The sequence below is a fragment of the Pseudomonas sp. R2-7-07 genome (genome assembly GCF_003852355.1).
GTDB lineage: Bacteria > Pseudomonadota > Gammaproteobacteria > Pseudomonadales > Pseudomonadaceae > Aquipseudomonas.
In genome coordinates this window covers 2,484,893-2,504,219 of the sequence record NZ_CP027759.1, presented here as the reverse complement: position 1 = coordinate 2,504,219, position 19,327 = coordinate 2,484,893, and the positions used below count along the sequence as shown (strand labels likewise).

Below are 19,327 nucleotides of genomic sequence, written 5' to 3'. Positions count from 1 at the left end.
TGATGAATGAATAAAACAGAAAATAATCATCCATTCAGTGAAATACCGTCTTCCGTCCACTCTAGTCTTCGTCCTAATCTGCGTCCACAGGGGCGAAACGAACAACAACCGGCAGCCGACCGAAGATCGAGCGCCAGCGCACCCGCAACTGTTCTTTCGCATCTGCCCAAAACAAAAAAAGCGCGTTTCGACGCGACTCAAACAGGTGGAACGCAGACATGGCATTTCTCCAACTTCGCGCCTTGAGCAAACGCTACGGCGCCGTCGATGCGGTGGTCGCCACCGACCTTGCGGTGGAAAAAGGCGAATTCGTTTCCCTGCTCGGCCCCTCGGGTTGTGGCAAGACCACCACCTTGCAGATGATCGCCGGCTTCGTCGATGTGAGCGGCGGGCAGATCCTGCTCGACGGTCGCGACATCACCCATGCCAAGCCCGCCAGCCGGGGCCTGGGCGTAGTGTTCCAGAGCTATGCGCTGTTCCCGCACATGACGGTGCGCGACAACGTCGCCTTCGGCCTGAAGATGCGCAAGGTGCCCGCCGACGAGATCGCCGCCAAGGTCAAGACCGTGCTGGAGCTGGTGCGCCTGGCCCCCCATGCCGAACGCTACCCCCGGCAACTGTCCGGCGGCCAACGCCAGCGCGTGGCCCTGGCCCGCGCGCTGGTGATCGAGCCGCCGGTGCTGCTGCTGGATGAGCCGCTGTCCAACCTCGACGCCAACCTGCGCGAAGAAATGCAGTTCGAAATCCGCCGTATTCAATGCGCGGTGGGCATCACCACCTTGATGGTCACCCACGATCAGGCCGAGGCGCTATCGATCAGCGACCGCGTGGTGGTGATGCAGGCCGGGCGCGTGACCCAGATCGACGCGCCCTACCGGTTGTACGAGCACCCGCGCACACGGTTTATCTCGGACTTCGTCGGCAAGGCCAATCTGCTCGCCGGCGACTACGATGCCCTGGGCATTCCGCAGGTGCGTCATACAAGCGGCGCTGGCGCGCTGACCCTGAGCCTGCGCCCGGAGAAAATCCAGCTGCTGGACGCGGGCTCGGGTCGCTTGCAGGGCAAGGTGCTGGACCGTTACTTCTTCGGCAGCCAGTGGCTGTACCGGGTCCATACCGACCTCGGCGAAATCACCGTGGTACGCAGCAACGACGGCAGCGCGCCGCTGGGCAACGGCGTGGCAGTGGGCCTGGATTGGCAAGCGGACCTGTTGCGGGTCTTGGCGCCGGACGAGGTGCAGCCATGAGCCGGGGCTACTTGCTGTCCCTGCCGGCGCTGGTGCTATTTGCCGGGCTGTTGATGCTGCCGCTGGGCCTGACGCTGGTGCTGTCGTTCAACGTGTTCGATTACCAGGTAGGCGTGAAGGCCGATGAGTGGACCTTCGCTCATTACCTGTCGCTGTTCAGTGATGCCTACTTTTACGAGATCTTCTGGCGCACCTTCTGGATCAGTGCGCTGGTCACCCTGCTGTGCGTGGTGATCGGCGTACCGGAGGCCTATATCCTCAGCCGCATGGGCACGCCATGGCGCTCGATTTTCCTGATCCTGATCCTCACGCCGTTGCTGATTTCGGTGGTGGTGCGCGCTTTTGGCTGGAGCCTGTTGCTCGGCGCCGACGGGCTGGTCAACCAAGTGATCCAGATGCTCGGCGGCCGCCCGGTGAAGCTGCTGTACACACCGTTCGCGGTGATCATCGCGCTGGTGCATGTGATGCTGCCGTTCATGATCATCCCGGTCTGGACCTCCTTGCAGAAGCTCGACCCGTCGGCTGAACAGGCCGCATTGTCGCTGGGGGCCAGCCAGGCCACGGTGATGCGCAAGATCGTCTTGCCCCAAGTGATGCCCGGCGTACTGTCCGGCACCCTGATCGTATTCGGCCTGGCCGCCAGTTCGTTCGCCATCCCCGGCCTGCTCGGCGGACGCCGCCTGAAAATGGTCGCCACGGTGGTGTACGACCAATACCTCTCGGAACTCAACTGGCCCATGGGCGCGACCATCGCCGTGGTGCTGCTGTTGGTCAATCTGCTGATCATGCTGAGCTGGAACCGCATGGTCGAAGGCCGCTATAAAAAGTCCCTGGGGGTTTGAGCACATGTCTAGAAACGGTCCTTTGGCCCTCGGTTTCCACGCCCTGGTGGTGGTGTTCATGCTGGCGCCGCTGGTGGTGGTGTGCCTGGTGGCCTTCACCCCGGAAAACACCTTGAGCCTGCCCACGTCGGGCTTCTCCCTGCGCTGGTTTCGCGCAGTGTTCGAGCGCGCCGACTTTATCCAGGCGTTCTATAACAGCCTGGTCCTGGCGTTTACCGCCGCGACCCTGGCCACGCTGATTGCGGTGCCGGCAGCGTTGGCGATCAGCCGTTATGCGTTTCCAGGACGGGATTTTTTCAGTGCGCTGTTTCTGTCGCCGATCATCATCCCGCACCTGGTCCTGGGCGTTGCCCTGTTGCGCCTGTTTGCGCTGATGGGCGTGAATGGCAGCTTCACCTGGCTGATGCTCGCCCATGTGGTGATCATCACGCCCTATGTGCTGCGCCTGGTATTGGCGGCCGCCATCGGTATCGACCGCAGTGCCGAACAGGCCGCCGAATCCCTCGGTGCCGGCCGCTTTACGCTGTTTCGCCAGATCACGCTGCCGATGATTCTGCCGGGCGTGGCCGGTGGCTGGCTGTTGGCGTTCATCAACAGTTTCGATGAAGTGACCCTGTCGATATTCGTCAGCTCACCTGCCACGCAAACCCTGCCGGTGCGCATGTACGTGTACGCCACCGAGTCCATCGACCCGATGATGGCGGCGGTCTCGGCGCTGGTGATCGCGCTGACGGCGGCAACCATGATTCTGCTCGACCGGGTGTACGGCCTGGACCGCGTGCTGGTGGGGAAACACTGATGGCCCTGTTCAAGCGACTCACTGAAACCCAGCGCCCTGCCCTGGCGTTCACCCTGGACGGCCAACCGGCCGCAGGCCTGCTCGGCGACACCCTGCTGACGGCCATTCTGACCTGCGCCGAGCACCTGCGCGGCAGCGATTTCAGCGCGGAGCGCCGTGCCGGTTTCTGCCTGATGGGCGCCTGCCAGGACTGCTGGGTGCGCCTTGCAGACGGGCGCCGCGTACGCGCCTGTTCGACGTTACTGGAAGAGGGCCAGGCGATCAGCCGTGAACCGGGGCGCCACGCATGAAACCGATTGTGATTGTGGGCGCAGGCCCTGCCGGCATCACGGCGGCGCGAACCTTACTCGACCATGGCATCAAGCCGTGCCTGATCGATGAAAGCCTGCGCGGCGGCGGGCAGGTCTATCGGCGCCAACCGATGAATTTCCAGCGCTCGGCCAAGCAGCTTTACGGCTTCGAAGCGGGTAAGGCCCAGGCCGTGCATCGCACCTTGGACGAGCTGGCGCCGCTGATCGACTACCGCCCCGACACCCTGGTGTGGAATGCCGAAGACGCCTGCCTGGACACGCTCACAGAGGGCCGTGCCGAGCGCGTCGAGTACTCGCGGGTCATCGTCGCCACCGGGGCCACCGACCGTATCCTGCCGGTGCCAGGCTGGACCTTGCCCGGCGTCTACAGCCTGGGCGCCGCACAGATTGCGTTGAAATATCAGGGCTGCGCCATCGGCGAGCGCGTCGCGTTCTGTGGTTCGGGGCCCTTGCTGTATTTAGTGGCGTACCAATATGCCAAGGCCGGCGCCCAGGTCGTGGCGGTACTCGACAGCGCGCCGTTAAGCGCCCAATGCCGTGCGCTGCCGGCCCTGCTCGTGCAGCCGCTGACCCTGGCCAAGGGCGTGTACTACCGCGCCTGGCTGACCGCCCACGGGGTTGCCGTGCATCAGGGCGCAACCCTGCGACAGATTGACGGCGAACAGCGGGTCAACGGTATTCGTTGGGGCGAACAGCGCCTGGCGTGCGACGCCGTGGCCTTCGCGCACGCGCTGCGCAGTGAGACGCAACTGGCAGACCTGCTCGGTTGCGCGTTTGCCTGGAACCGCCTGAACCGGGCCTGGTTGCCGCGCCGCGACAGCGCCGGGCGCAGCAGCGTGGCGCAGGTTTACCTGGCGGGCGACGGTGCCGGCATCATGGGCGCCGATGCGGCGCAATTGGCCGGTGAGCGTGCAGCGCTGGCCGTACTGGAAGATATCGGCAAGGGGGTCGATCAGCGTCGCATCACCCAGTTGGAACAGCAGCTGGCGCGCATCCAGCGCTTTCGCCAGGGCCTGGAAACCGCGTTTCCCTTCCCTGAACAATGGGCCGCGCAGGCCCCGGATGCGTTGACCCTGTGCCGCTGCGAAGAAGTCAGTGTGGGCGAGGTGCGCGCGGTGGTGGATGAAGGCCACTGGGAGATCAACCGGGTCAAGGCCCATTGCCGCGTCGGCATGGGCCGCTGCCAGGGGCGCATGTGCGGGCTGGCGGCGGCGGAGATTGTCGCCGAGCGCAGCGGGCGGAGCATTGATCAGGTCGGACGCCTGCGTGCCCAGGCGCCGGTCAAGCCGCTGCCGTTCGGCGTGCAGGTGCAGCCGTGATCGACGTTATTGTGTTGGGCGGCGGGATTGTTGGCGCGTCAGCGGCCTTGATGCTTGCGCGCCAGGGTCAGCGGGTGGCGCTGGTCGAGCGCGACTTTTGCGGCTCGCATTCCAGCGGCGTGAATTACGGCGGCGTGCGGCGTCAAGGGCGGCCCTTGCATCAGTTACCGCTGTCACAGCGCGCCCATCAGTTGTGGGCCGACCTGCCTGGATTGATCGGCATCGACGGCGAGTACGTGCGCTCCGGGCATCTGAAACTGGCGCGCAGTCATGGGGATTTTGCCGCGCTTGAAGCCTATGCCGCGCACACCCGTGGCTTTGGCCTGAACCTGCAATTGCTCGATTACACCCAGTTGCGCGAGCGCTTCCCGTGGGTGGGCGACATCGCAGTGGGCGCCTCGCTCTGCCCCGACGACGGCCACGCCAATCCGCGCCTGGTATCGCCGGCCTTCGCCCGAGCGGCGCAGCGCAGTGGCGCCTGGGTTTATGAGCAGGCAGAAGTGAACCAAATCGACCATGACGGCCAGCGCTTCCAGGTGCATTGCGCCAATGGCCTGCACCTGCAGGCGCCATGGTTGCTCAACTGTGCCGGTGCGTGGGCCGGCAGCGTCGCCGCGCAATTTGGCGAACCGGTGCCGATGATCTCGGCACACCCGGCGATGTTAGTGACCGAGCCGTTGCCGAGGGTGATGAACGTGAGCACCGGCGTCGAAGGCGGCGGCATCTATGCGCGGCAAGTGGCGCGCGGCAACTGCATCCTCGGCGGTGGTCGCGGCTTCGCCCTTGGCCCGCAGCAGGCCCGTCCCGGCCACGCGGCGGTGCTGGAGATCCTGCGCAATGCGGGTGAGTTGTACCCGTTTCTGCGCGGGGCCCAGGCCATCCGGACCTGGAGCGGCACCGAAGGTTATCTACCCGATCATGAACCGGTGATCGGCCCCAGCAGCACCCAACCCGGCCTGCTCCACGGTTTCGGTTTTGCCGGCGCCGGGTTCCAGCTCGGCCCTGCGGTCGGTGAAGCCCTGGCAGAGATCGTCTGCGCGGGTACCAGCCGCCAGCCCATTGAAGCGTTTTCCATCCGTCGTTTCCAAGCCTGAGAGGAAAAACCCCATGAACCCACGTACCGCGCTGTCCTGCTTGTCCCTCGCCTTGCTCGCGTCCAACGCCCATGCCGCGCCCACGCTGTACCTGGGCATGAACGGCGGCACCATGGAGCGGGTCTACGCCGATAAAGTGCTGCCCGCCTTCGAGAAGGCCAACAACGTCAAGGTGGTGATCGTGCCGGGCACCTCGTCGGACATTCTTGCCAAGGTGCAGGCCAACAAGGACAACCCGCAGATGCATGTGATGTTCCTCGACGACGGCATCATGTACCGCGCCATCTCCATGGGCCTGTGCGACAAACTGGCGCCCAGCCCGACCCTGGAACAGATCCCGGCCAAGGCTAAAATCAAGGACCAGGCCGTGGCCGTGACCCTCGGCGTCACGGGCCTTGGCTACAACGCCAAAATGTTCAAGGAAAACGGCTGGGCCGCGCCCACCTCCTGGATGGACCTGGCCGACCCGCGCTTCAAGGAAAAAGTGGTGTTCCAGTCCCTGGCCTCCTCCACCTTCGGCTTGCACGCTTTCCTGATGTTCAACCGTATCCAGGGCGGCAGCGAGGCCGACGTGGAGCCAGGCTTCAAGGCGTGGCCGAAGACCGTCGGCCCCAACGTGCTGGAATACATCGCCAGTTCGGCAAAAATCTCCGAGATGGTGCAAACCGACGAAGCGGCGATTTTCCCGCTGACGCCGACCCAGGTCGCCACCCAGAAACTGCTCGGCGTGCCCATGGAATACGCGCAACCCAAGGAAGGCGCAGTCGTGCTGAACGTGGCCGAATGCGTGATCGCGCGCAATGACCAGCCGGAACTGGCGCAGAAGCTCGCGGCCTTCCTGCTCAGCGCCCAAGCCCAGGCGCCAGCACTGGAAGACGGTGACCAGATCCCGTCAAACCCGACCACGCCGACCACTGACAAGACCCGCGCACGGGTCGAGGCGATGCAGGGTTACCTGCAGACGGCGATTTCGATCGATTGGGACCAGGTCAACCAGGCACGTCCGGAGTGGAACGCGCGGTGGAGTCGATCAATCGAGCGTTGATCACAACGGCACGAAAGGCAGCGCACGTTTGTGCGCTGTCTTGCTGTACGCCGCCTCGACTAACCCCCTCACCCGCTCACTCACCGGCTCGCCCATCAGGTACGCATCGATTTCTTCATACGAACAGCCGTAGGCGTCCTCATCCAGTTTTCCCGGTGCCAGTTCTTCAAGGTCCGCGGTGGGCGGCTTGTACGCCAGGTTCGTTGGAGCGCCGAGGGCCGTGGCCAGCAGGCGCACCTGGGTTTTGGTCAGGCCGGACAGCGGCGCCAGGTCGCAGGCGCCGTCGCCGAATTTGGTGAAAAAGCCCATCAGCGCTTCGGCCGCCTGGTCGGTGCCGACCACCAGGCCATTGTGCAGGTTGGCGACCGCGTATTGCGCGATCATGCGCGCACGGGCCTTGACGTTGCCCTTGATGAAATCGAGTTGGGCGGCGCTGGCCTCGGCAGCGGCCAGGCTGGCCATCAGGCCGTCGACACTGGCCGCGATGTCGAGAGTGTCGATATGGTCCGGCAGGATAAAGTCCAGGGAAGCCTGGGCATCGTGTTCGTCGCCCTGGGTCTTATAGGGCAGACGCATGGCGATAAAGCGCGCGGCGTAGTCTTCTTCGCGCAGTTGCTGCGCCGCCAGCTGGCACAGGCGGCCGGCGACCAGTGAGTCGACACCGCCGCTGATGCCCAGCACCAGCGCCTTGCAGCCTGAATGGCGCAAGGTGGTCTTGATGAAGTCGATGCGCCGTTGAATCTCCTCGGGCTCGCCACCTTTGCCCAGCGAGCGGTTGACGTTCAGTTCACGCGCGATCCGTTCTTGAGTGTGCATGTCATTCCTCCACGCTACCAACGTTGAATACCTGTGCCGCGTACTGCAAAAACGACGGGTCTTCGCAGACGTTCTTTACCGGGTCATCGGAGAATTTCACCACCGGCTCACCGTGTACCCGCACCAGCTTCATGACGATACTCAGCGGCTCGACGCCGTCCACATCACAAGCCAGGCTGGTGCCCATGCCGAAGCCGAACCGCGCCTTGCCACGGATGTGCCGCAGGATCGGCAGGCATTTTTCGAAATTCAGACCATCGGAGAACATAAGGTCTTTGGTCATGGGGTCGATGCCGAGTTCCTTATATCTGGCCAGGACTTTGTCGGCCCAAGCGATGGGGTCACCCGAGTCCTGGCGGAGGCCGTCGTAGAGCTTGGCGAAGTACAGGTCGAAATCCTTGAGGAAGAAATCGGTGCTGATGCAGTCGGTCAGGGCCATACCGAGACGGCCACGGTACTCGCGCACCCAGTTCTCCAGAGCGGCGTTCTGGCTTTCGCGCAGACGGCCCAGTTGCTGATGCACCATCAGCCATTGGTGGGCCATGGTGCCGATCAGTGGCAAGTTGAATTCGTAGGCCAGGTGCGCATTGCTGGTACCAAGGAACTGGCCGGGAAAGTCGCGGCGCATGATGTCGACTACTTCGCGCTGGGCCTTGAATGACAGGCGCCGGCGGGTGGAGAAGTCGGAGACGCGCAGGTCGGCGAGCTCTTCGCGGCTGAGATTCTTCTCCAGCCAGTCGAACTTCTGATACAGCTTGCGGGTGACGTCTTCGAGGGTCACATCAGGGTATTTGTCGCGGTTGCGCAGTTCGCTGACCAGCGCCAGGACCGGTTGCTCGAACATGATGCAATGCAGCATCGGGCCGATCACGCGGATGTTCAGTTGGCCGTCTACTTCACTGACGTGGATATAGCGCAGGTCGAATCGAAACAGGCCGAGGAAGCGCTCGTAATCCGGCGTGAGGTATTCGCGAAAACGCGGGTTGAACAGGAAGCGCAGCTCGCCTTCGCGCATCTGCAGGCCGGCAAGCTTTTCCAGCTCGGTTCGCAAGGCCGGGATCAGGTGGCCGAGTTTTTCCCTGGAGCGGACGATGAAGTTGTATTCCACGTCTACGTTGGGATGCTGGTGCAGCACCGCCTGCATCATGGTGAAGGTGTAGTAATCGGTGTCGAGCAAGCCCTGGATGACCGGGGATTTATCGTCATACGCACTTTCCATGGTGAGTCTCCTTAACGCGTGGCCATCGCGGCCAGTTCTTCGCGGGTACTGCTGATGACAGCGCCGGCCTCGAGCAACGCATTGACGGCCTGAACCCCGCCCGCCTCAGTGATGCCCCGACACGCCGGCAGGTGCAGCACCACTTGCAGCCCGGCCTTGAGCAGTTGCAAGGCGGTGGTCTTGACGCAGTAGTCCAGGGCCAGGCCACCAACGATGACGCGCACGACACCGTGAGCCTTGAGGTATTCGATGACGCCCGTCGACAACTTGTCGTGCAGGTCGTGGTAGCACGCGCCGTAAGGGTGCAGGTCGGGTTCGACACCCTTCCAGATGAAGTAGTCGTACTCATACGGGGTGGGCAACTCATCCAGCAAGGTGAAGCCCTCGGTGCCGGGTACGCAGTGGCTGACCCAGGTGACATCGGCGTGAACGAGGCCCGTGGGTTGCAGCATCTGGCTGTGCTGCGCGACCACCCAGGGCGCGTGTGGGGTGTGGGCGTCTTTGCTGCCGATGCGATGCCCGGCAAGGCTGGCCATGTAGTTGAGCTCGGCGCCGATCAGATCTCCGCCGACGACGGGCAACTCGTCGGGACACAGCGGCGTGAAACTCTTCTGGGCGTCGACATCGAATGAAGCGATGGCAGTTTTGGCGAGGGTCATGGTGATTCTCCGGTGGCCTGGAAACAAAAGTACATGTCATGTACTTTCATTGCAAGAAACATTTATTTACCGGTACTTCAGCAAGTACATGACATAGCGGTTCGATCCGTTAGACTGTGCCCCACTGCCGTTCAGAAGGACTTCACATGCCACTTAGTGCCTACCTCCACACCGTCGACCTGTGCGCAGTGTTTTACTGCCGCGCCTCGAGCGAACTCAAACTGCTGCTGAACAAGCGTGACGCCGAGCCCTTCGCCGGGCATTGGGCGCTGCCGGGTGTGGTGGTCAATGGCGGCGTGCAGGATCTGAGCCTCAAGGATGCCGTGGAACGGTTGCGCGCCAGTGATAAAGTCGGCCTGGAGCTGGCCTGGAGCGAGCAGGTTGGCACGGTGGGCGATGCGTTTCGCGACCCGCGCTGCTGGTCGTCGTCCACTTACTACCTGGCGATTGTGGCGGATGAGGTAACGCTGAGTGAACATCAGGCCTGGTTTTCCCTCAACGCGGTGGCGGACGGCAGCATCAAGCTGCCCTTCGATCACAACCTGATCGTCGCGGCGGTGCAGGAACGGCTGTTGTCCAAAGCGCTGTACAGCAGCTTGCCGCTGATGTTTCTGGGCAAGGAGTTCAGTGCGCCGCAAGCGACCGCGATCTTTTCCCTGGTACTGGCGCGGCCGGTGCTCAAGACCAGCGTGCGCCAGCGCTTGTTAAAGCTGACGCAAGCGGGATATTTGCGTGAGACGGGGCGCAAGAAGCAGGGTGAAGGCGGCAGGCCACAGGCGACGCTGGAGATGTTGAAGCCAGGAGAGATTTACTTCTTCGACCGCAGTTTTGCCGAGTGACCGGACATAGAGATCCACGGGTGACCGATGGTTCTAGCTCATCCAATTGCCACCATCGACGTTGTAGGTCTGTGCGACCACATAGTCAGCCTCCTTCGAAGCCAGGAAGATCGCCATGCCGGTCAGGTCTTGCGCCGTGCCCATCCGCCCATAAGGCACTTCGTCGCCTACCCGCTTTTTCTTCTCGCCCGGCGCCAGGCCCTCATGCCTGGCGAACAGCGCATCCACCCCATCCCAGTGCTCACCGTCCACCACACCCGGGGCGATGGCATTGACGTTGATGCCCTGCTTGATCAGATTCAACCCTGCCGATTGCGTCAGACTGATCACTGCCGCCTTGCTCGCGCAATACACCGCCACCAGCGCCTCGCCGCGTCGTCCCGCCTGGCTGGCCATGTTGATGATCTTGCCGCCGTGGCCCTGGCGAATCATCTGCCGCGCGGCGGCCTGCAAGGTAAACAGCGTACCGGCGACGTTGATCGAAAACAGCCGTTCATAGCTCTCACGGGTGATGTCGAGGATGGGGGCCAGGTCGAACAGCGCCGCGTTATTCACCAGAATATCCAGCTTGCCAGCATGGGCGACCACGGCGGCCATGGCCGCGTCGATGGAGGCTTGGTCGGTGACGTCCATCGCCACCGCATACGCCCGGGGCCCCAATTCGGCCGCCGTCTGCTCGGCGCGCTGCAGGTTGATATCGGCAATGGCGACCGTGGCGCCTTCCTGGATATAGGCCTGGGCAAACGCGCGGCCAATCCCCCGCGCCGATCCGGTGATCAGCGCGCTCTTACCTTCAAGTCGTTTCATCGAGGTGTCCTGTGGAATTACTTCGGATAACCGGCGCGTTTCATCTCGCGCTCGGTGGTGGTCTGCGCCCGCTGCAGCGCCTGATCGACCGTCATGCCGCCGGTGAGCGCTGCCGAAAACAGTTTGCCGACGGAAGTGCCGATGGCCTGGAATTCGGGAATCGTCACGTACTGGATGCCCACGTACGGCACCGGTTTGGCCGAGGGGTGCGCCGGGTCGGCGTGCTTCATCATCTGCAGCGTGACCTGGGCAAACGGCGCCGCGTTCAGGTACGCCTCGCTGTAGGTCGATTGCCGCGTGCCTGGCGGTACGTTGGTGATGCCTTCTTTTTCAGCGACCAGCTGGATGTAATCCTTTGAAGTCGCCCAACGGATAAAGGCTTTGGCAGCGTCTTTGTGCTTGGAGGTGGCCGGGATGGCCAGCGACCAGGCGTAGAGCCAGGAAGAGCCCTTATCGGTGACCTCAGTGGGCGCCGCAGCGAAGCCTACGCGGTCGGCGACTTTGCTTTGGCCGGTGTCGGTGGTGAACGAGCCGGCGACGCTGGCATCGACCCAGATCGCACATTTGCCGCTGTTGAACAACGCCAGGGTTTCGTTGAAGCCATTGCTCGACACGCCCGGCGGGCCGTATTGCTTGAGGCTGTTGACGTAGAAATTGGCCGCAGCCGTCCACTCGGGGCTGGTCAGTTCGGGCTGCCATTGCTCATCGAACCAGCGCGCGCCGAACGCATTGGCCATGGTGCTCAGCAACGCAACGTTCTCGCCCCAACCCGCTTTGCCGCGCAGGCACAGGCCATATTGGTCTTTGTCCCTCACCGTCAGCTTGGCGGCGAATTCGCCGAGCTGGGTCCAGGTTGGATTCGCGGGCATGCTCAGGCCGGCTTGTTTGAACAGGTCGGTGCGGTAATAGGTCACGGTGCTTTCGCCGTAGAACGGCAAGGCGTAGAGCGTGCCATTCACCGACAGGCCCTGGCGCACCGAGGGGAAGATATCCTCGACATCGTAGTCGGCCGGCAGGTCGGTCAGTGGCTCCAGCCAGTGTTTGGCGCCCCATAGCGGGGTTTCATAGGTGCCGATGGTCAGCACGTCGAACTGCCCGCCCTGGGTGGCGATATCGGTGGTGAGGCGCTGGCGCAGCACGTTTTCTTCGAGCACCACCCAATTGAGCTGGATGTCTGGGTGCTGCGCCTGGAACACCTTGGACAGGCGTTGCATGCGGATCATGTCGCTGTTGTTGACCGTGGCGATGGTCAAGGTGTCGGCGGCCTGGCTGGGCAGGCTCATGGCCAGACCGGAGAGCAGCAACAGCGTTTGGGCAAGCGTGGCTTTGCGGGTTGATAGCATGGCGGTGTCCACCGGTTGTTTTTGTTGTTGAGCGCCGATTACAGCAGCTTGGGCCGGTTTCTCACAAACCCGTGGCGGATGCCCGACCGATACTTTTTTAACCGGTTCCTCAGGCGCAAAAAAGTATCAGTGTGGGGCGCCGCCGGGGGTAGCCCATGCCTGCCGAGGCGGGTATTTTGGCGGGTACCCAACGCACAAGAGGCAGCCCATGCCCATCCGCGCCCCACTGTTCGAGCACCGTCCCGCCGAACTGGAAGTGATCCTGCCCGAACCGGAGCACTGCTTTCGCTGGTTCGAACACGACTACCCGATAGAGCTGGCGCGCTGGAACCATCACCCTGAGTTCGAAATCCACCTGATTCGCCACGGCAGCGGCAAGCTGGTGGCGGGCGACTATATCGGTGCATTCAGTGCCGGGCATGTCGCCTTGATCGGCCCCGACCTGCCCCACGACTGGATTGGCGACCTGGCACCCGGCGAGTGCCTGAGCGGTCGTGACGTGGTGCTGCAATTCGACGGCGCCGCCCTCCTCGCCTTGCGCAAGGCCCTGCCGGAACTCGGCAATCTGCAGCCGCTGTTCGAACACGCGCGACGCGGCCTTGAGTTCACCGGCGCAACAGCGGTGCACGCGGCGCGGTTGATGGAAGCCATCGGCAGCGCCCAGGGCTTGCAACGGCTGATCCTGTTCCTGCAACTGCTCGACACCCTCAAGAACGCCCCGCCCCGTCAGCTCAAGGTGTTGGCCAGCCCGCGCTACGCGCCGACCCTGGACCCGCGCAGCGCCGAACGCATCAACAAGGCCTTCGCCTACCTGATGCGTGAACTCGGCGGCGAGGTGCGCGTGTCAGACATCGCCCGGCAACTGGACATGAGCGAACCGGGTTTCTCGCGTTTCTTCAAACGCACGACCGGCCATGGTTTTATCGAGCTGATGCGCAAATTCCGCGTGCAGCGTGCCTGCCGGTTATTGCTGCAAAGCGATATGTCGGTGGCGGATATTTGCTTCGAAGTCGGCTACGCCAACCTGTCCAATTTCAACCGGCACTTTCGCATCGAGATGAACCAGACACCGAGTGAGTATCGGCGCGAGACCGGCAATCATCTGGAAAAAATGACACCCAGTCATTTCTGACCATAAAGACGACTAATCAGGCTTTTTTGCAGGCCTTTCAGACGATTGAGCAAAGTTGGTACAGCCTATGCAAACGTTTGCGGAACGAACTTGGCCACCAGGTTCACTCCACCCGTGCAATCGGGTTCAAACCGCGTACGAATAGGGATTTTCAATGCACCCCACCTCAACGCCTCGCGCTTGCTTTGGTGTTTCCTTGCTACTGGCCGCCGTTACGGGAGTACTCAGTGCACCCATTTTGGCGCAGGACAAACCCGCGGATGACTCAGCACAGGGCGAAACCCTCAGCCCCGAGGCCAACCCGCCGGCAAAAAAAGGCGCCTACCTGTCGGAGTGGTTCAACCAGGACCTGACACTGATCGGCAGCAAGGACATCAGCTTCGGCCCAAAACCGCAGGATGACGTTTACCTGGAGTACGAGTATTTCGGGCGCAAGGGGCCGTTCGAGCTGTACGGCTACATCGATGTGCCGAAGATCCTCGGCATCGGCAACAGCAATGACAAAGGTGCGTGGGACCATGGCTCGCCCGTGTTCATGGAGCATGAGCCGCGAATCTCCATCGACTACCTCGCCGGCCGCAGCCTGGCGATCGGACCGTTCAAGGAATGGTATGTGGCGTTCGACTGGATCTACGACCACGGCAGCAACAAGGAGAACCGCGCCAACACCCTGTACAGCGGCCTTGGCACCGATATCGACACCCACTCGCGGGTCAACCTGTCGGCGAACTTCTACGGGCGTTACCAGTGGGAAAACTACGGCGCCAGCAATGAATATTCCTGGGACGGCTACCGCGCACAGATGAAATACATCGTGCCCATCGGCAAATTCGACAATGGCGCCTCGCTGACCTACATCGGCTTCACCAACTATGATTTCGGCTCGGACCTGCACAAGGACAACCCGGCGCGCACCGCCAATTCCCTGGTGGCAACCAACGTGTTGCTGTACTCGTTCACCCACCTGCGCTTTACCCTGGTCGGCCGTTACTTTCATAACGGCGGCAACTGGGAGGATGGCAGCGAGTTGAATTTCGGTGAAGGCAACTTCCGCGCCCGCTCAGACGGCTGGGGTTACTACGCCGGCGTGGGCTACCAATTCTGATCAAGGAGCTGCAGATGAATACCTTTACTCGCCTCTCGCTGGCCATGGGCCTTGCCCTGCTGCCCCACATGGTGCTGGCAGACAACGCCGCGCCGATCAAACCCAAGGTCATGCTGATCACCATGTTCGCCCCCGAGGCGCAAACCTGGATCGACCGCCTGGAACTCAAGCAGCAAGTGCGCGTGCCGGGCCTGTCCGCCGAATACCCGGTGATTCGTTGCAACACCCAGGACGTATGCCTGCTGGTCACTGGCATGGGCCAGACCAACGCCGCCGCCTCGACCCTGGCCCTGGCCCTGTCGCCCAAGTTCGACCTGCGCCAGAGTTATTTCCTGATCGCCGGGATTGCCGGTATCAGCCCCAAGCACGGCACCATCGGTACCGCCGCCTGGGCGCATTACCTGGTGGAATTCGGTACCCAGTGGGAGTTGGATTCACGGGATGCACCCAAGGAGTGGCCGACCGGTTATATCGGCATCAACACCAAGGGGCCCAATGAAAAACCGCCGCTGGACTACAAGACTGAAGTGTTCGAGCTCAACCCCAAGCTGCAAGCCAAGGCATTCGCCTTGTCGCACAAGGTGCAGCTGACGGAAAGCAAGGAATCCGCCGCCTGGCGCAAGCACTACCCCGCCGCGCCGGCCAATCAGCCGCCGCAAGTCACCCGCTGCGACACCCTGGCGGGCAACACCTGGTTCTCCGGTACGCGCCTGAGCGAGCGCGCCGAGGTGTGGACCAAACTTCTCACGGATAATAAAGGCGAATACTGCACCACCCAGCAGGAAGACAACTCCACTTACGAAGCGCTGCTGCGCGCCAGCCGTGAAGGCTTGGTGGATATCCAGCGCCTGGCCGTGGTGCGTGCAGGCTCGGATTTTGACCGCCCGTATCCGGGCTACAGCGAAGTGGACAACCTGCTCAAGTACGCCGATCAAGGCGGTTTCGTACCGGCATTGGAGAACCTGTACCGCACGGGCAATCCGCTGGTACAGGCGATCCTGAACAACTGGTCAGCCTGGAAAAACGGCGTTCCCGAGGCCTGATGCAAATCAAAATGTGGGAGGGGGCTTGCTCCCGATGGCGGAGTGTCAGTCACTGCATCTGTGCCTGAAACACCGCAATCGGGAGCAAGCCCCCTCCCACATTGGATGGTTCAGTTCGCGTTGGCAGCCGCTTTGGCGCATTCGCAGCCCGTCGCCGCAGCGCAGGGTTCACCGTGCGCATGATGCTCGGCGCAGCCCTGGCAGCAATAGCCCTTCCCGTCCTTCATGACCGCGTCGATGCCCAGTACGCATTTGCAGTGTGGGCAGGCACAGGTTTGATCCGGCATGGTCAGACTCCTTCTTCATGGTCGTCGCGGTGCAGCGAACGCCACACCTGAAACAGTGACCCGAGGCGCGGCGCCAAGGTTCAGCGCCGTCAGTCGGCCTGGCGCGTATTGCTGCGATACATGAACACCAGGGCCAGCGCCAGGCACAGCATCGCGACGATCCGGCTGCCGGACAGTTCGATCGCCGGGTTGCCCAGCCAGCCGAAATTGTCGATCAGCATGCCCATACCCAATTGCCCCACGATCACTGCCACCGTGGCGACCGCCGTACCGACCACCGGCACCGCGCCGACCATTACCATCATGTACACCACGCCGAACAAGGCGCCGGTCAGCTGCCACTTCGGCACGTCCAACAAACTGACAGCCTGGGCGGGCTCGAAGAAAAATATCAACAGCGCGGTGGTTAGCGCACCGACCGCAAAGGTCAGCAGACTGCTGCGCAATACCCCAACGGTCTGCCCCAGGCGACCGTTGATGGCCGCCTGCACGCTCAACACCGCCCCTGCGGCGACCACCACGACCAACAACACAAACAGATTCATCGCCTTACCCTCGTGCAATCAAAACAAGTGCCGCCACAATCAACGCCAGAGCTATCCAGCGCTCCACATTGACCCGTTTGCGCGCCGTGCCGAACCAGCCGAAATGGTCGATCAGTACACTCTTGCCCACCTGCCCGGACAGGATCGCAATCATCGTCATTGCCACCCCGATATGGGGCGTGGCCAGGGTCAGCACCACCACGTACATCGGTCCCAGGAAACCACCGATCAACTGCCAGCGCGGCAGTTGGGTGAAGGCCGGGCCTTTTTGCGGGCCGCTGAACAGCAACAGCAAGAACAGGATCGCCGAGCCGACGCCAAAGATGCTCAACGTCGCCCATAAATGCCCGACCTGCACACCCAATGGCCCCAGCAAACCGGCCTCGACCGACAGCCCCATGCCCGCGAGGATGACCAACGGCAACAACAGCAGCCGGAGAACGTTTCGCTTCGGCCGGGACTGCGCCGTACCCTCGATAGAATGTGCCTGCATACATCACCTGCGCTTGAAGTAAAAAACAGGCGTGCATTATCCAGTGGCCTGGCTGTGCGATAAATGGCAGCATGCAGACAACACCTTTGCGCAGAACGCACAGCCTGGAGTCATGATGCAGGGTTTGAATGAACTGAGTTTCAAGGCGCTGCGCCTGTTCGTCGCCGTGCTGGACCACGGCAGTTTTTCTGAAGTGGCACGCCGCGAAGGCCTTGCGCCCTCGTCCATTTCCCGGCAGATCCAACTGATGGAACACGCCCTCGGCCAGCAGTTGCTGTACCGCCACACCCGTGCCGTGAGCCCGACCGAAGCCGGACGCCTGCTCGGGCGACACGCACGGCTGATGCTGGAGCAGTTGGAAACCGCGAGCCAGGCCCTGCAGGAACAAGACAGCGAACCCAGCGGACTGGTGCGCATCAATGCGCCCATGGTGTTCGGCCAGCGTCACCTTGCGCCATGGCTGGGGGAGCTGTGCCGCCGCTATCCGAAGCTGCAACTGGACATCCAGCAGACCGATACCTTCGTCGACCCGCTGCAGGACGGTACTGACCTGCTGTTTCGTATTGGCGTGCTCAATGATTCCAGCATGCAGGCGCGGATCTTCGCGCCGCAACGCTTTCGCCTTGCCGCCAGCCCCGCCTACCTGGCGCAGCACGGCACGCCGCGCCATCCCGATGAACTGATCAACCACCAGTGCCTGGCCTACAAGGGCATAAAAGGCCAGGAGCGCTGGTTCTTCCGCCGCGACCACGGCGACTGGAGCGCCTACAGCGTCAAGGGCCCGATCACCGGCAACCACGCTGACACCCTGACCCACGCCGCCGAGCAGGGTCTGGGGCTGGTGGTGTTTCCCTCCTGGCTGATCGGTGAAGGCCTGCGCGCCGGCACCTTGCAAGCGGTGCTGACCGAATACGAAGTGGCGACCACCCTGGAGCCCCAGCAGATCGCGGCGTTGTGGCCGGGTAGCCGCAGGCTGTCGCTGAAGGTGCGCACGGTGATCGATTATTTTGTGGAATGTTTTGGGACGGTGCCGTATTGGGATCGGTGAGTCAGAACAGCCACTGCCCGATCAACCACGCATTCGCCCCACTGATCACCGCAAACAAAAACCACGCCAGCAACCGCGTCGGCAGCCGGTTGACAAACGGGCCCATCAGTTGTTTGTCGCCGGTCATGCGGATCAGCGGGTATAACGCGAAGGGCAACTGCAGGCTCAGCACCACCTGGCTGAGAATCAGCAGCTTGCCGATGGCGTCGTCGCCCATCAGCCACACGCCGAGGAACGCCGGGATCAGCGCCAGCCCACGGGTGATCAGGCGGCGCTGCCAGCAGGGGATGCGCAGGTTCAAGTAACCTTCCATGATCACCTGCCCGGCAATCGTACCGGTGAAGGTCGAACTCTGGCCCGATGCCAGCAAGGCGATGCCGAACAGGATGCTGGCGAACGCACCGCCCACCAGCGGGTCGAGCAGATGATAGGCGTCCTGAATCTCCACCACGTCGGTATGGCCGGTCTTGTAGAACGCTGCGGCGGCCAGCACCAGGATCGCCGCGTTGACCAACAGGGCCAAGGCCAGGGAGCCAATGGTGTCGATACGTGCAAGCTTGACTGCATCCTGTTTGCTGGCCAGGTCCTTGCCGATCAGGCGCGTCTGCACAATCGAGGAGTGCAAGTAGAGGTTATGCGGCATAACCGTCGCACCGAGGATGCCGATGGCCAAGTACAGCGGCGCGGCATCGCTGATGGCCGACAGCGAGGGCGTGAAGCCACTGAGCACGTCCGGCCAGTAGGGTTTGATCAGCACCAGTTCGATGAAGAAACACACACCGATGGTCGCGACCAACGCCAGCATGATCGCTTCCAGCCGGCGGAAACCGCGGTTCTGCAGGGCCAGGATCAACAGCGTGTCGAAGGCGGTGATGACGATCCCGGTGGTCAGCGATACACCCAGCAGCAGGTGAAATGCCAGGGCGCAGCCGAGCACTTCGGCGAGGTCGGTGGCGATGATGGAAATTTCCGCCAACACCCATTGAGTGCGCGCGGAGCGCTTGCTGTAGCGCTCGCGGCACAGTTGCGCCAGGTCTTTACCGGTGGCGATACCCAGCCGCGAGCACAGGCACTGCACCGCCATCCCCGCCAGGCTGGCCAGCAGCACCACGAATAACAGGCTATAGCCGTAGCGCGACCCGGCTTCGATGGCGGTCGCCCAGTTGCCGGGGTCCATGTAGCCGATGGAAATCAGCAGGCCGGGGCCGGCGAACATCAGCGCACGTTTGAAAAACGACGCCTTGGGATCAACGACAACGGAGCCGGCCACTTCCGGCGGGCAGAAAGGGGCGGTAGCAATTTTCGGCAGGCTGAATTTCACGCGGGATCCCAGG

Annotated in this window: 22 protein-coding genes; 12 read left to right on the top strand and 10 right to left on the bottom strand. The window is 62.6% G+C overall.

Annotated elements, in window-relative coordinates; all coding sequences use genetic code 11:
- Positions 1-73: 73 nt before the first annotated feature.
- Positions 74-220 (bottom strand): hypothetical protein, encoded by a 147-nt coding sequence (locus C4J86_RS26845; RefSeq protein ID WP_164484534.1) that lies wholly within the window; start codon positions 218-220, stop codon positions 74-76.
- Between C4J86_RS26845 and C4J86_RS11515 the strand changes: the two genes are divergently transcribed.
- From C4J86_RS11515 to C4J86_RS11485, 7 genes are read left to right on the top strand one after another with little or no spacing between them, the layout of a single operon-like run.
- Positions 219-1,247, top strand: coding sequence for an ABC transporter ATP-binding protein (locus C4J86_RS11515; RefSeq protein WP_124370467.1), 1,029 nt, complete (start codon positions 219-221; stop codon positions 1,245-1,247). The genes C4J86_RS26845 and C4J86_RS11515 overlap by 2 nt on opposite strands.
- Positions 1,244-2,089: an ABC transporter permease gene (locus tag C4J86_RS11510; RefSeq protein ID WP_124370466.1), complete on the top strand. Its 846-nt coding sequence runs from the start codon at positions 1,244-1,246 to the stop codon at positions 2,087-2,089. Before C4J86_RS11515 ends, C4J86_RS11510 begins: the two co-directional genes overlap by 4 nt.
- Before the next feature lie 4 nt (positions 2,090-2,093).
- The gene (locus tag C4J86_RS11505) at positions 2,094-2,888 is read left to right on the top strand and encodes an ABC transporter permease (protein ID WP_124370465.1); all 795 of its coding nucleotides are present in this window, start codon (positions 2,094-2,096) and stop codon (positions 2,886-2,888) included.
- Positions 2,888-3,178: a (2Fe-2S)-binding protein gene (locus tag C4J86_RS11500; RefSeq protein WP_124362537.1), complete on the top strand. Its 291-nt coding sequence runs from the start codon at positions 2,888-2,890 to the stop codon at positions 3,176-3,178. Before C4J86_RS11505 ends, C4J86_RS11500 begins: the two co-directional genes overlap by 1 nt.
- The gene (locus tag C4J86_RS11495; protein WP_124370464.1) at positions 3,175-4,518 is read left to right on the top strand and encodes an NAD(P)/FAD-dependent oxidoreductase; all 1,344 of its coding nucleotides are present in this window, start codon (positions 3,175-3,177) and stop codon (positions 4,516-4,518) included. Before C4J86_RS11500 ends, C4J86_RS11495 begins: the two co-directional genes overlap by 4 nt.
- On the top strand, positions 4,515-5,612 hold the full coding sequence (locus tag C4J86_RS11490; RefSeq protein ID WP_124370463.1) for an FAD-binding oxidoreductase: 1,098 nt from the start codon (positions 4,515-4,517) through the stop codon (positions 5,610-5,612). The genes C4J86_RS11495 and C4J86_RS11490 overlap by 4 nt, the downstream gene beginning before the upstream one ends.
- A 13-nt stretch (positions 5,613-5,625) precedes the next feature.
- A complete protein-coding gene (locus C4J86_RS11485; RefSeq protein WP_124370462.1) occupies positions 5,626-6,657 on the top strand; it encodes an ABC transporter substrate-binding protein in 1,032 nt (343 codons plus the stop codon).
- On the opposite strand, the gene nadE is transcribed toward C4J86_RS11485, so the two are convergent.
- The 3 genes from nadE to C4J86_RS11470 are packed head-to-tail and all read right to left on the bottom strand — an operon-like array spanning position 6,658 to position 9,351.
- The gene (nadE, locus tag C4J86_RS11480) at positions 6,658-7,473 is read right to left on the bottom strand and encodes an ammonia-dependent NAD(+) synthetase (protein ID WP_124370461.1); all 816 of its coding nucleotides are present in this window, start codon (positions 7,471-7,473) and stop codon (positions 6,658-6,660) included.
- A 1-nt stretch (position 7,474) separates the two neighbouring features.
- Positions 7,475-8,692, bottom strand: coding sequence for a nicotinate phosphoribosyltransferase (pncB, locus tag C4J86_RS11475; RefSeq protein ID WP_124370460.1), 1,218 nt, complete (start codon positions 8,690-8,692; stop codon positions 7,475-7,477).
- A gap of 11 nt (positions 8,693-8,703) precedes the next feature.
- The gene (locus tag C4J86_RS11470; RefSeq protein WP_124370459.1) at positions 8,704-9,351 is read right to left on the bottom strand and encodes an isochorismatase family protein; all 648 of its coding nucleotides are present in this window, start codon (positions 9,349-9,351) and stop codon (positions 8,704-8,706) included.
- Between the two features lie 146 nt (positions 9,352-9,497).
- Here C4J86_RS11470 and C4J86_RS11465 point away from each other — a divergent pair, with 146 nt between their 5' ends.
- The gene (locus C4J86_RS11465; protein ID WP_124370458.1) at positions 9,498-10,190 is read left to right on the top strand and encodes an NUDIX hydrolase; all 693 of its coding nucleotides are present in this window, start codon (positions 9,498-9,500) and stop codon (positions 10,188-10,190) included.
- A 33-nt stretch (positions 10,191-10,223) separates the two neighbouring features.
- On the opposite strand, the gene C4J86_RS11460 is transcribed toward C4J86_RS11465, so the two are convergent.
- Positions 10,224-10,997, bottom strand: a complete 774-nt coding sequence (locus tag C4J86_RS11460) for an L-iditol 2-dehydrogenase (protein ID WP_124370457.1) — start codon at positions 10,995-10,997, stop codon at positions 10,224-10,226.
- A gap of 17 nt (positions 10,998-11,014) precedes the next feature.
- Positions 11,015-12,340, bottom strand: coding sequence for a sugar ABC transporter substrate-binding protein (locus tag C4J86_RS11455; protein ID WP_124370456.1), 1,326 nt, complete (start codon positions 12,338-12,340; stop codon positions 11,015-11,017).
- A 208-nt stretch (positions 12,341-12,548) separates the two neighbouring features.
- Here C4J86_RS11455 and C4J86_RS11450 point away from each other — a divergent pair, with 208 nt between their 5' ends.
- From C4J86_RS11450 to C4J86_RS11440, 3 genes are all read left to right on the top strand, one after another.
- A complete protein-coding gene (locus C4J86_RS11450) occupies positions 12,549-13,472 on the top strand; it encodes an AraC family transcriptional regulator (RefSeq protein ID WP_124370455.1) in 924 nt (307 codons plus the stop codon).
- A 154-nt stretch (positions 13,473-13,626) separates the two neighbouring features.
- Positions 13,627-14,577, top strand: a complete 951-nt coding sequence (locus C4J86_RS11445; RefSeq protein WP_124362522.1) for a nucleoside-specific channel-forming protein Tsx — start codon at positions 13,627-13,629, stop codon at positions 14,575-14,577.
- A gap of 14 nt (positions 14,578-14,591) precedes the next feature.
- Positions 14,592-15,620, top strand: a complete 1,029-nt coding sequence (locus C4J86_RS11440; RefSeq protein WP_124370454.1) for a purine nucleoside permease — start codon at positions 14,592-14,594, stop codon at positions 15,618-15,620.
- A gap of 110 nt (positions 15,621-15,730) precedes the next feature.
- Here the strand turns inward: C4J86_RS11440 and C4J86_RS11435 are convergent, their stop codons facing one another.
- The 3 genes from C4J86_RS11435 to C4J86_RS11425 form a co-directional block, all read right to left on the bottom strand.
- The gene (locus C4J86_RS11435) at positions 15,731-15,907 is read right to left on the bottom strand and encodes a metallothionein (RefSeq protein ID WP_124362520.1); all 177 of its coding nucleotides are present in this window, start codon (positions 15,905-15,907) and stop codon (positions 15,731-15,733) included.
- An 89-nt stretch (positions 15,908-15,996) separates the two neighbouring features.
- Complete coding sequence (locus C4J86_RS11430) at positions 15,997-16,452, bottom strand: DMT family transporter (protein ID WP_124362519.1); 456 nt, start codon at positions 16,450-16,452, stop codon at positions 15,997-15,999.
- Positions 16,453-16,456: 4 nt separating this feature from the next.
- Positions 16,457-16,945 (bottom strand): DMT family transporter, encoded by a 489-nt coding sequence (locus C4J86_RS11425; protein WP_124362518.1) that lies wholly within the window; start codon positions 16,943-16,945, stop codon positions 16,457-16,459.
- A gap of 115 nt (positions 16,946-17,060) precedes the next feature.
- Here C4J86_RS11425 and C4J86_RS11420 point away from each other — a divergent pair, with 115 nt between their 5' ends.
- Complete coding sequence (locus tag C4J86_RS11420; RefSeq protein ID WP_124370453.1) at positions 17,061-17,993, top strand: LysR family transcriptional regulator; 933 nt, start codon at positions 17,061-17,063, stop codon at positions 17,991-17,993.
- Position 17,994: 1 nt separating this feature from the next.
- On the opposite strand, the gene C4J86_RS11415 is transcribed toward C4J86_RS11420, so the two are convergent.
- The gene (locus C4J86_RS11415) at positions 17,995-19,314 is read right to left on the bottom strand and encodes an Nramp family divalent metal transporter (protein WP_124370452.1); all 1,320 of its coding nucleotides are present in this window, start codon (positions 19,312-19,314) and stop codon (positions 17,995-17,997) included.
- Positions 19,315-19,327 lie beyond the last annotated feature (13 nt).

Excerpts from the sequence above, each read along its gene's own strand:
- C4J86_RS11515 (WP_124370467.1), top strand. The coding sequence starts at position 219 with ATGGCATTTCTCCAACTTCGCGCCTTGAGCAAACGCTACGGCGCCGTC.
- C4J86_RS11440 (WP_124370454.1), top strand. The coding sequence starts at position 14,592 with ATGAATACCTTTACTCGCCTCTCGCTGGCCATGGGCCTTGCCCTGCTG.
- C4J86_RS11445 (WP_124362522.1), top strand. The coding sequence starts at position 13,627 with ATGCACCCCACCTCAACGCCTCGCGCTTGCTTTGGTGTTTCCTTGCTA.
- pncB (WP_124370460.1), bottom strand. The coding sequence starts at position 8,692 with ATGGAAAGTGCGTATGACGATAAATCCCCGGTCATCCAGGGCTTGCTC.
- C4J86_RS11505 (WP_124370465.1), top strand. The coding sequence starts at position 2,094 with ATGTCTAGAAACGGTCCTTTGGCCCTCGGTTTCCACGCCCTGGTGGTG.
- C4J86_RS11495 (WP_124370464.1), top strand. The coding sequence starts at position 3,175 with ATGAAACCGATTGTGATTGTGGGCGCAGGCCCTGCCGGCATCACGGCG.
- C4J86_RS11450 (WP_124370455.1), top strand. The coding sequence starts at position 12,549 with ATGCCCATCCGCGCCCCACTGTTCGAGCACCGTCCCGCCGAACTGGAA.
- C4J86_RS11470 (WP_124370459.1), bottom strand. The coding sequence starts at position 9,351 with ATGACCCTCGCCAAAACTGCCATCGCTTCATTCGATGTCGACGCCCAG.
- C4J86_RS11510 (WP_124370466.1), top strand. The coding sequence starts at position 1,244 with ATGAGCCGGGGCTACTTGCTGTCCCTGCCGGCGCTGGTGCTATTTGCC.
- C4J86_RS11465 (WP_124370458.1), top strand. The coding sequence starts at position 9,498 with ATGCCACTTAGTGCCTACCTCCACACCGTCGACCTGTGCGCAGTGTTT.
- C4J86_RS11485 (WP_124370462.1), top strand. The coding sequence starts at position 5,626 with ATGAACCCACGTACCGCGCTGTCCTGCTTGTCCCTCGCCTTGCTCGCG.
- C4J86_RS11425 (WP_124362518.1), bottom strand. The coding sequence starts at position 16,945 with ATGCAGGCACATTCTATCGAGGGTACGGCGCAGTCCCGGCCGAAGCGA.
- C4J86_RS11420 (WP_124370453.1), top strand. The coding sequence starts at position 17,061 with ATGCAGGGTTTGAATGAACTGAGTTTCAAGGCGCTGCGCCTGTTCGTC.
- C4J86_RS26845 (WP_164484534.1), bottom strand. The coding sequence starts at position 220 with ATGTCTGCGTTCCACCTGTTTGAGTCGCGTCGAAACGCGCTTTTTTTG.
- C4J86_RS11460 (WP_124370457.1), bottom strand. The coding sequence starts at position 10,997 with ATGAAACGACTTGAAGGTAAGAGCGCGCTGATCACCGGATCGGCGCGG.
- C4J86_RS11500 (WP_124362537.1), top strand. The coding sequence starts at position 2,888 with ATGGCCCTGTTCAAGCGACTCACTGAAACCCAGCGCCCTGCCCTGGCG.
- C4J86_RS11435 (WP_124362520.1), bottom strand. The coding sequence starts at position 15,907 with ATGCCGGATCAAACCTGTGCCTGCCCACACTGCAAATGCGTACTGGGC.
- C4J86_RS11430 (WP_124362519.1), bottom strand. The coding sequence starts at position 16,452 with ATGAATCTGTTTGTGTTGTTGGTCGTGGTGGTCGCCGCAGGGGCGGTG.
- nadE (WP_124370461.1), bottom strand. The coding sequence starts at position 7,473 with ATGCACACTCAAGAACGGATCGCGCGTGAACTGAACGTCAACCGCTCG.
- C4J86_RS11455 (WP_124370456.1), bottom strand. The coding sequence starts at position 12,340 with ATGCTATCAACCCGCAAAGCCACGCTTGCCCAAACGCTGTTGCTGCTC.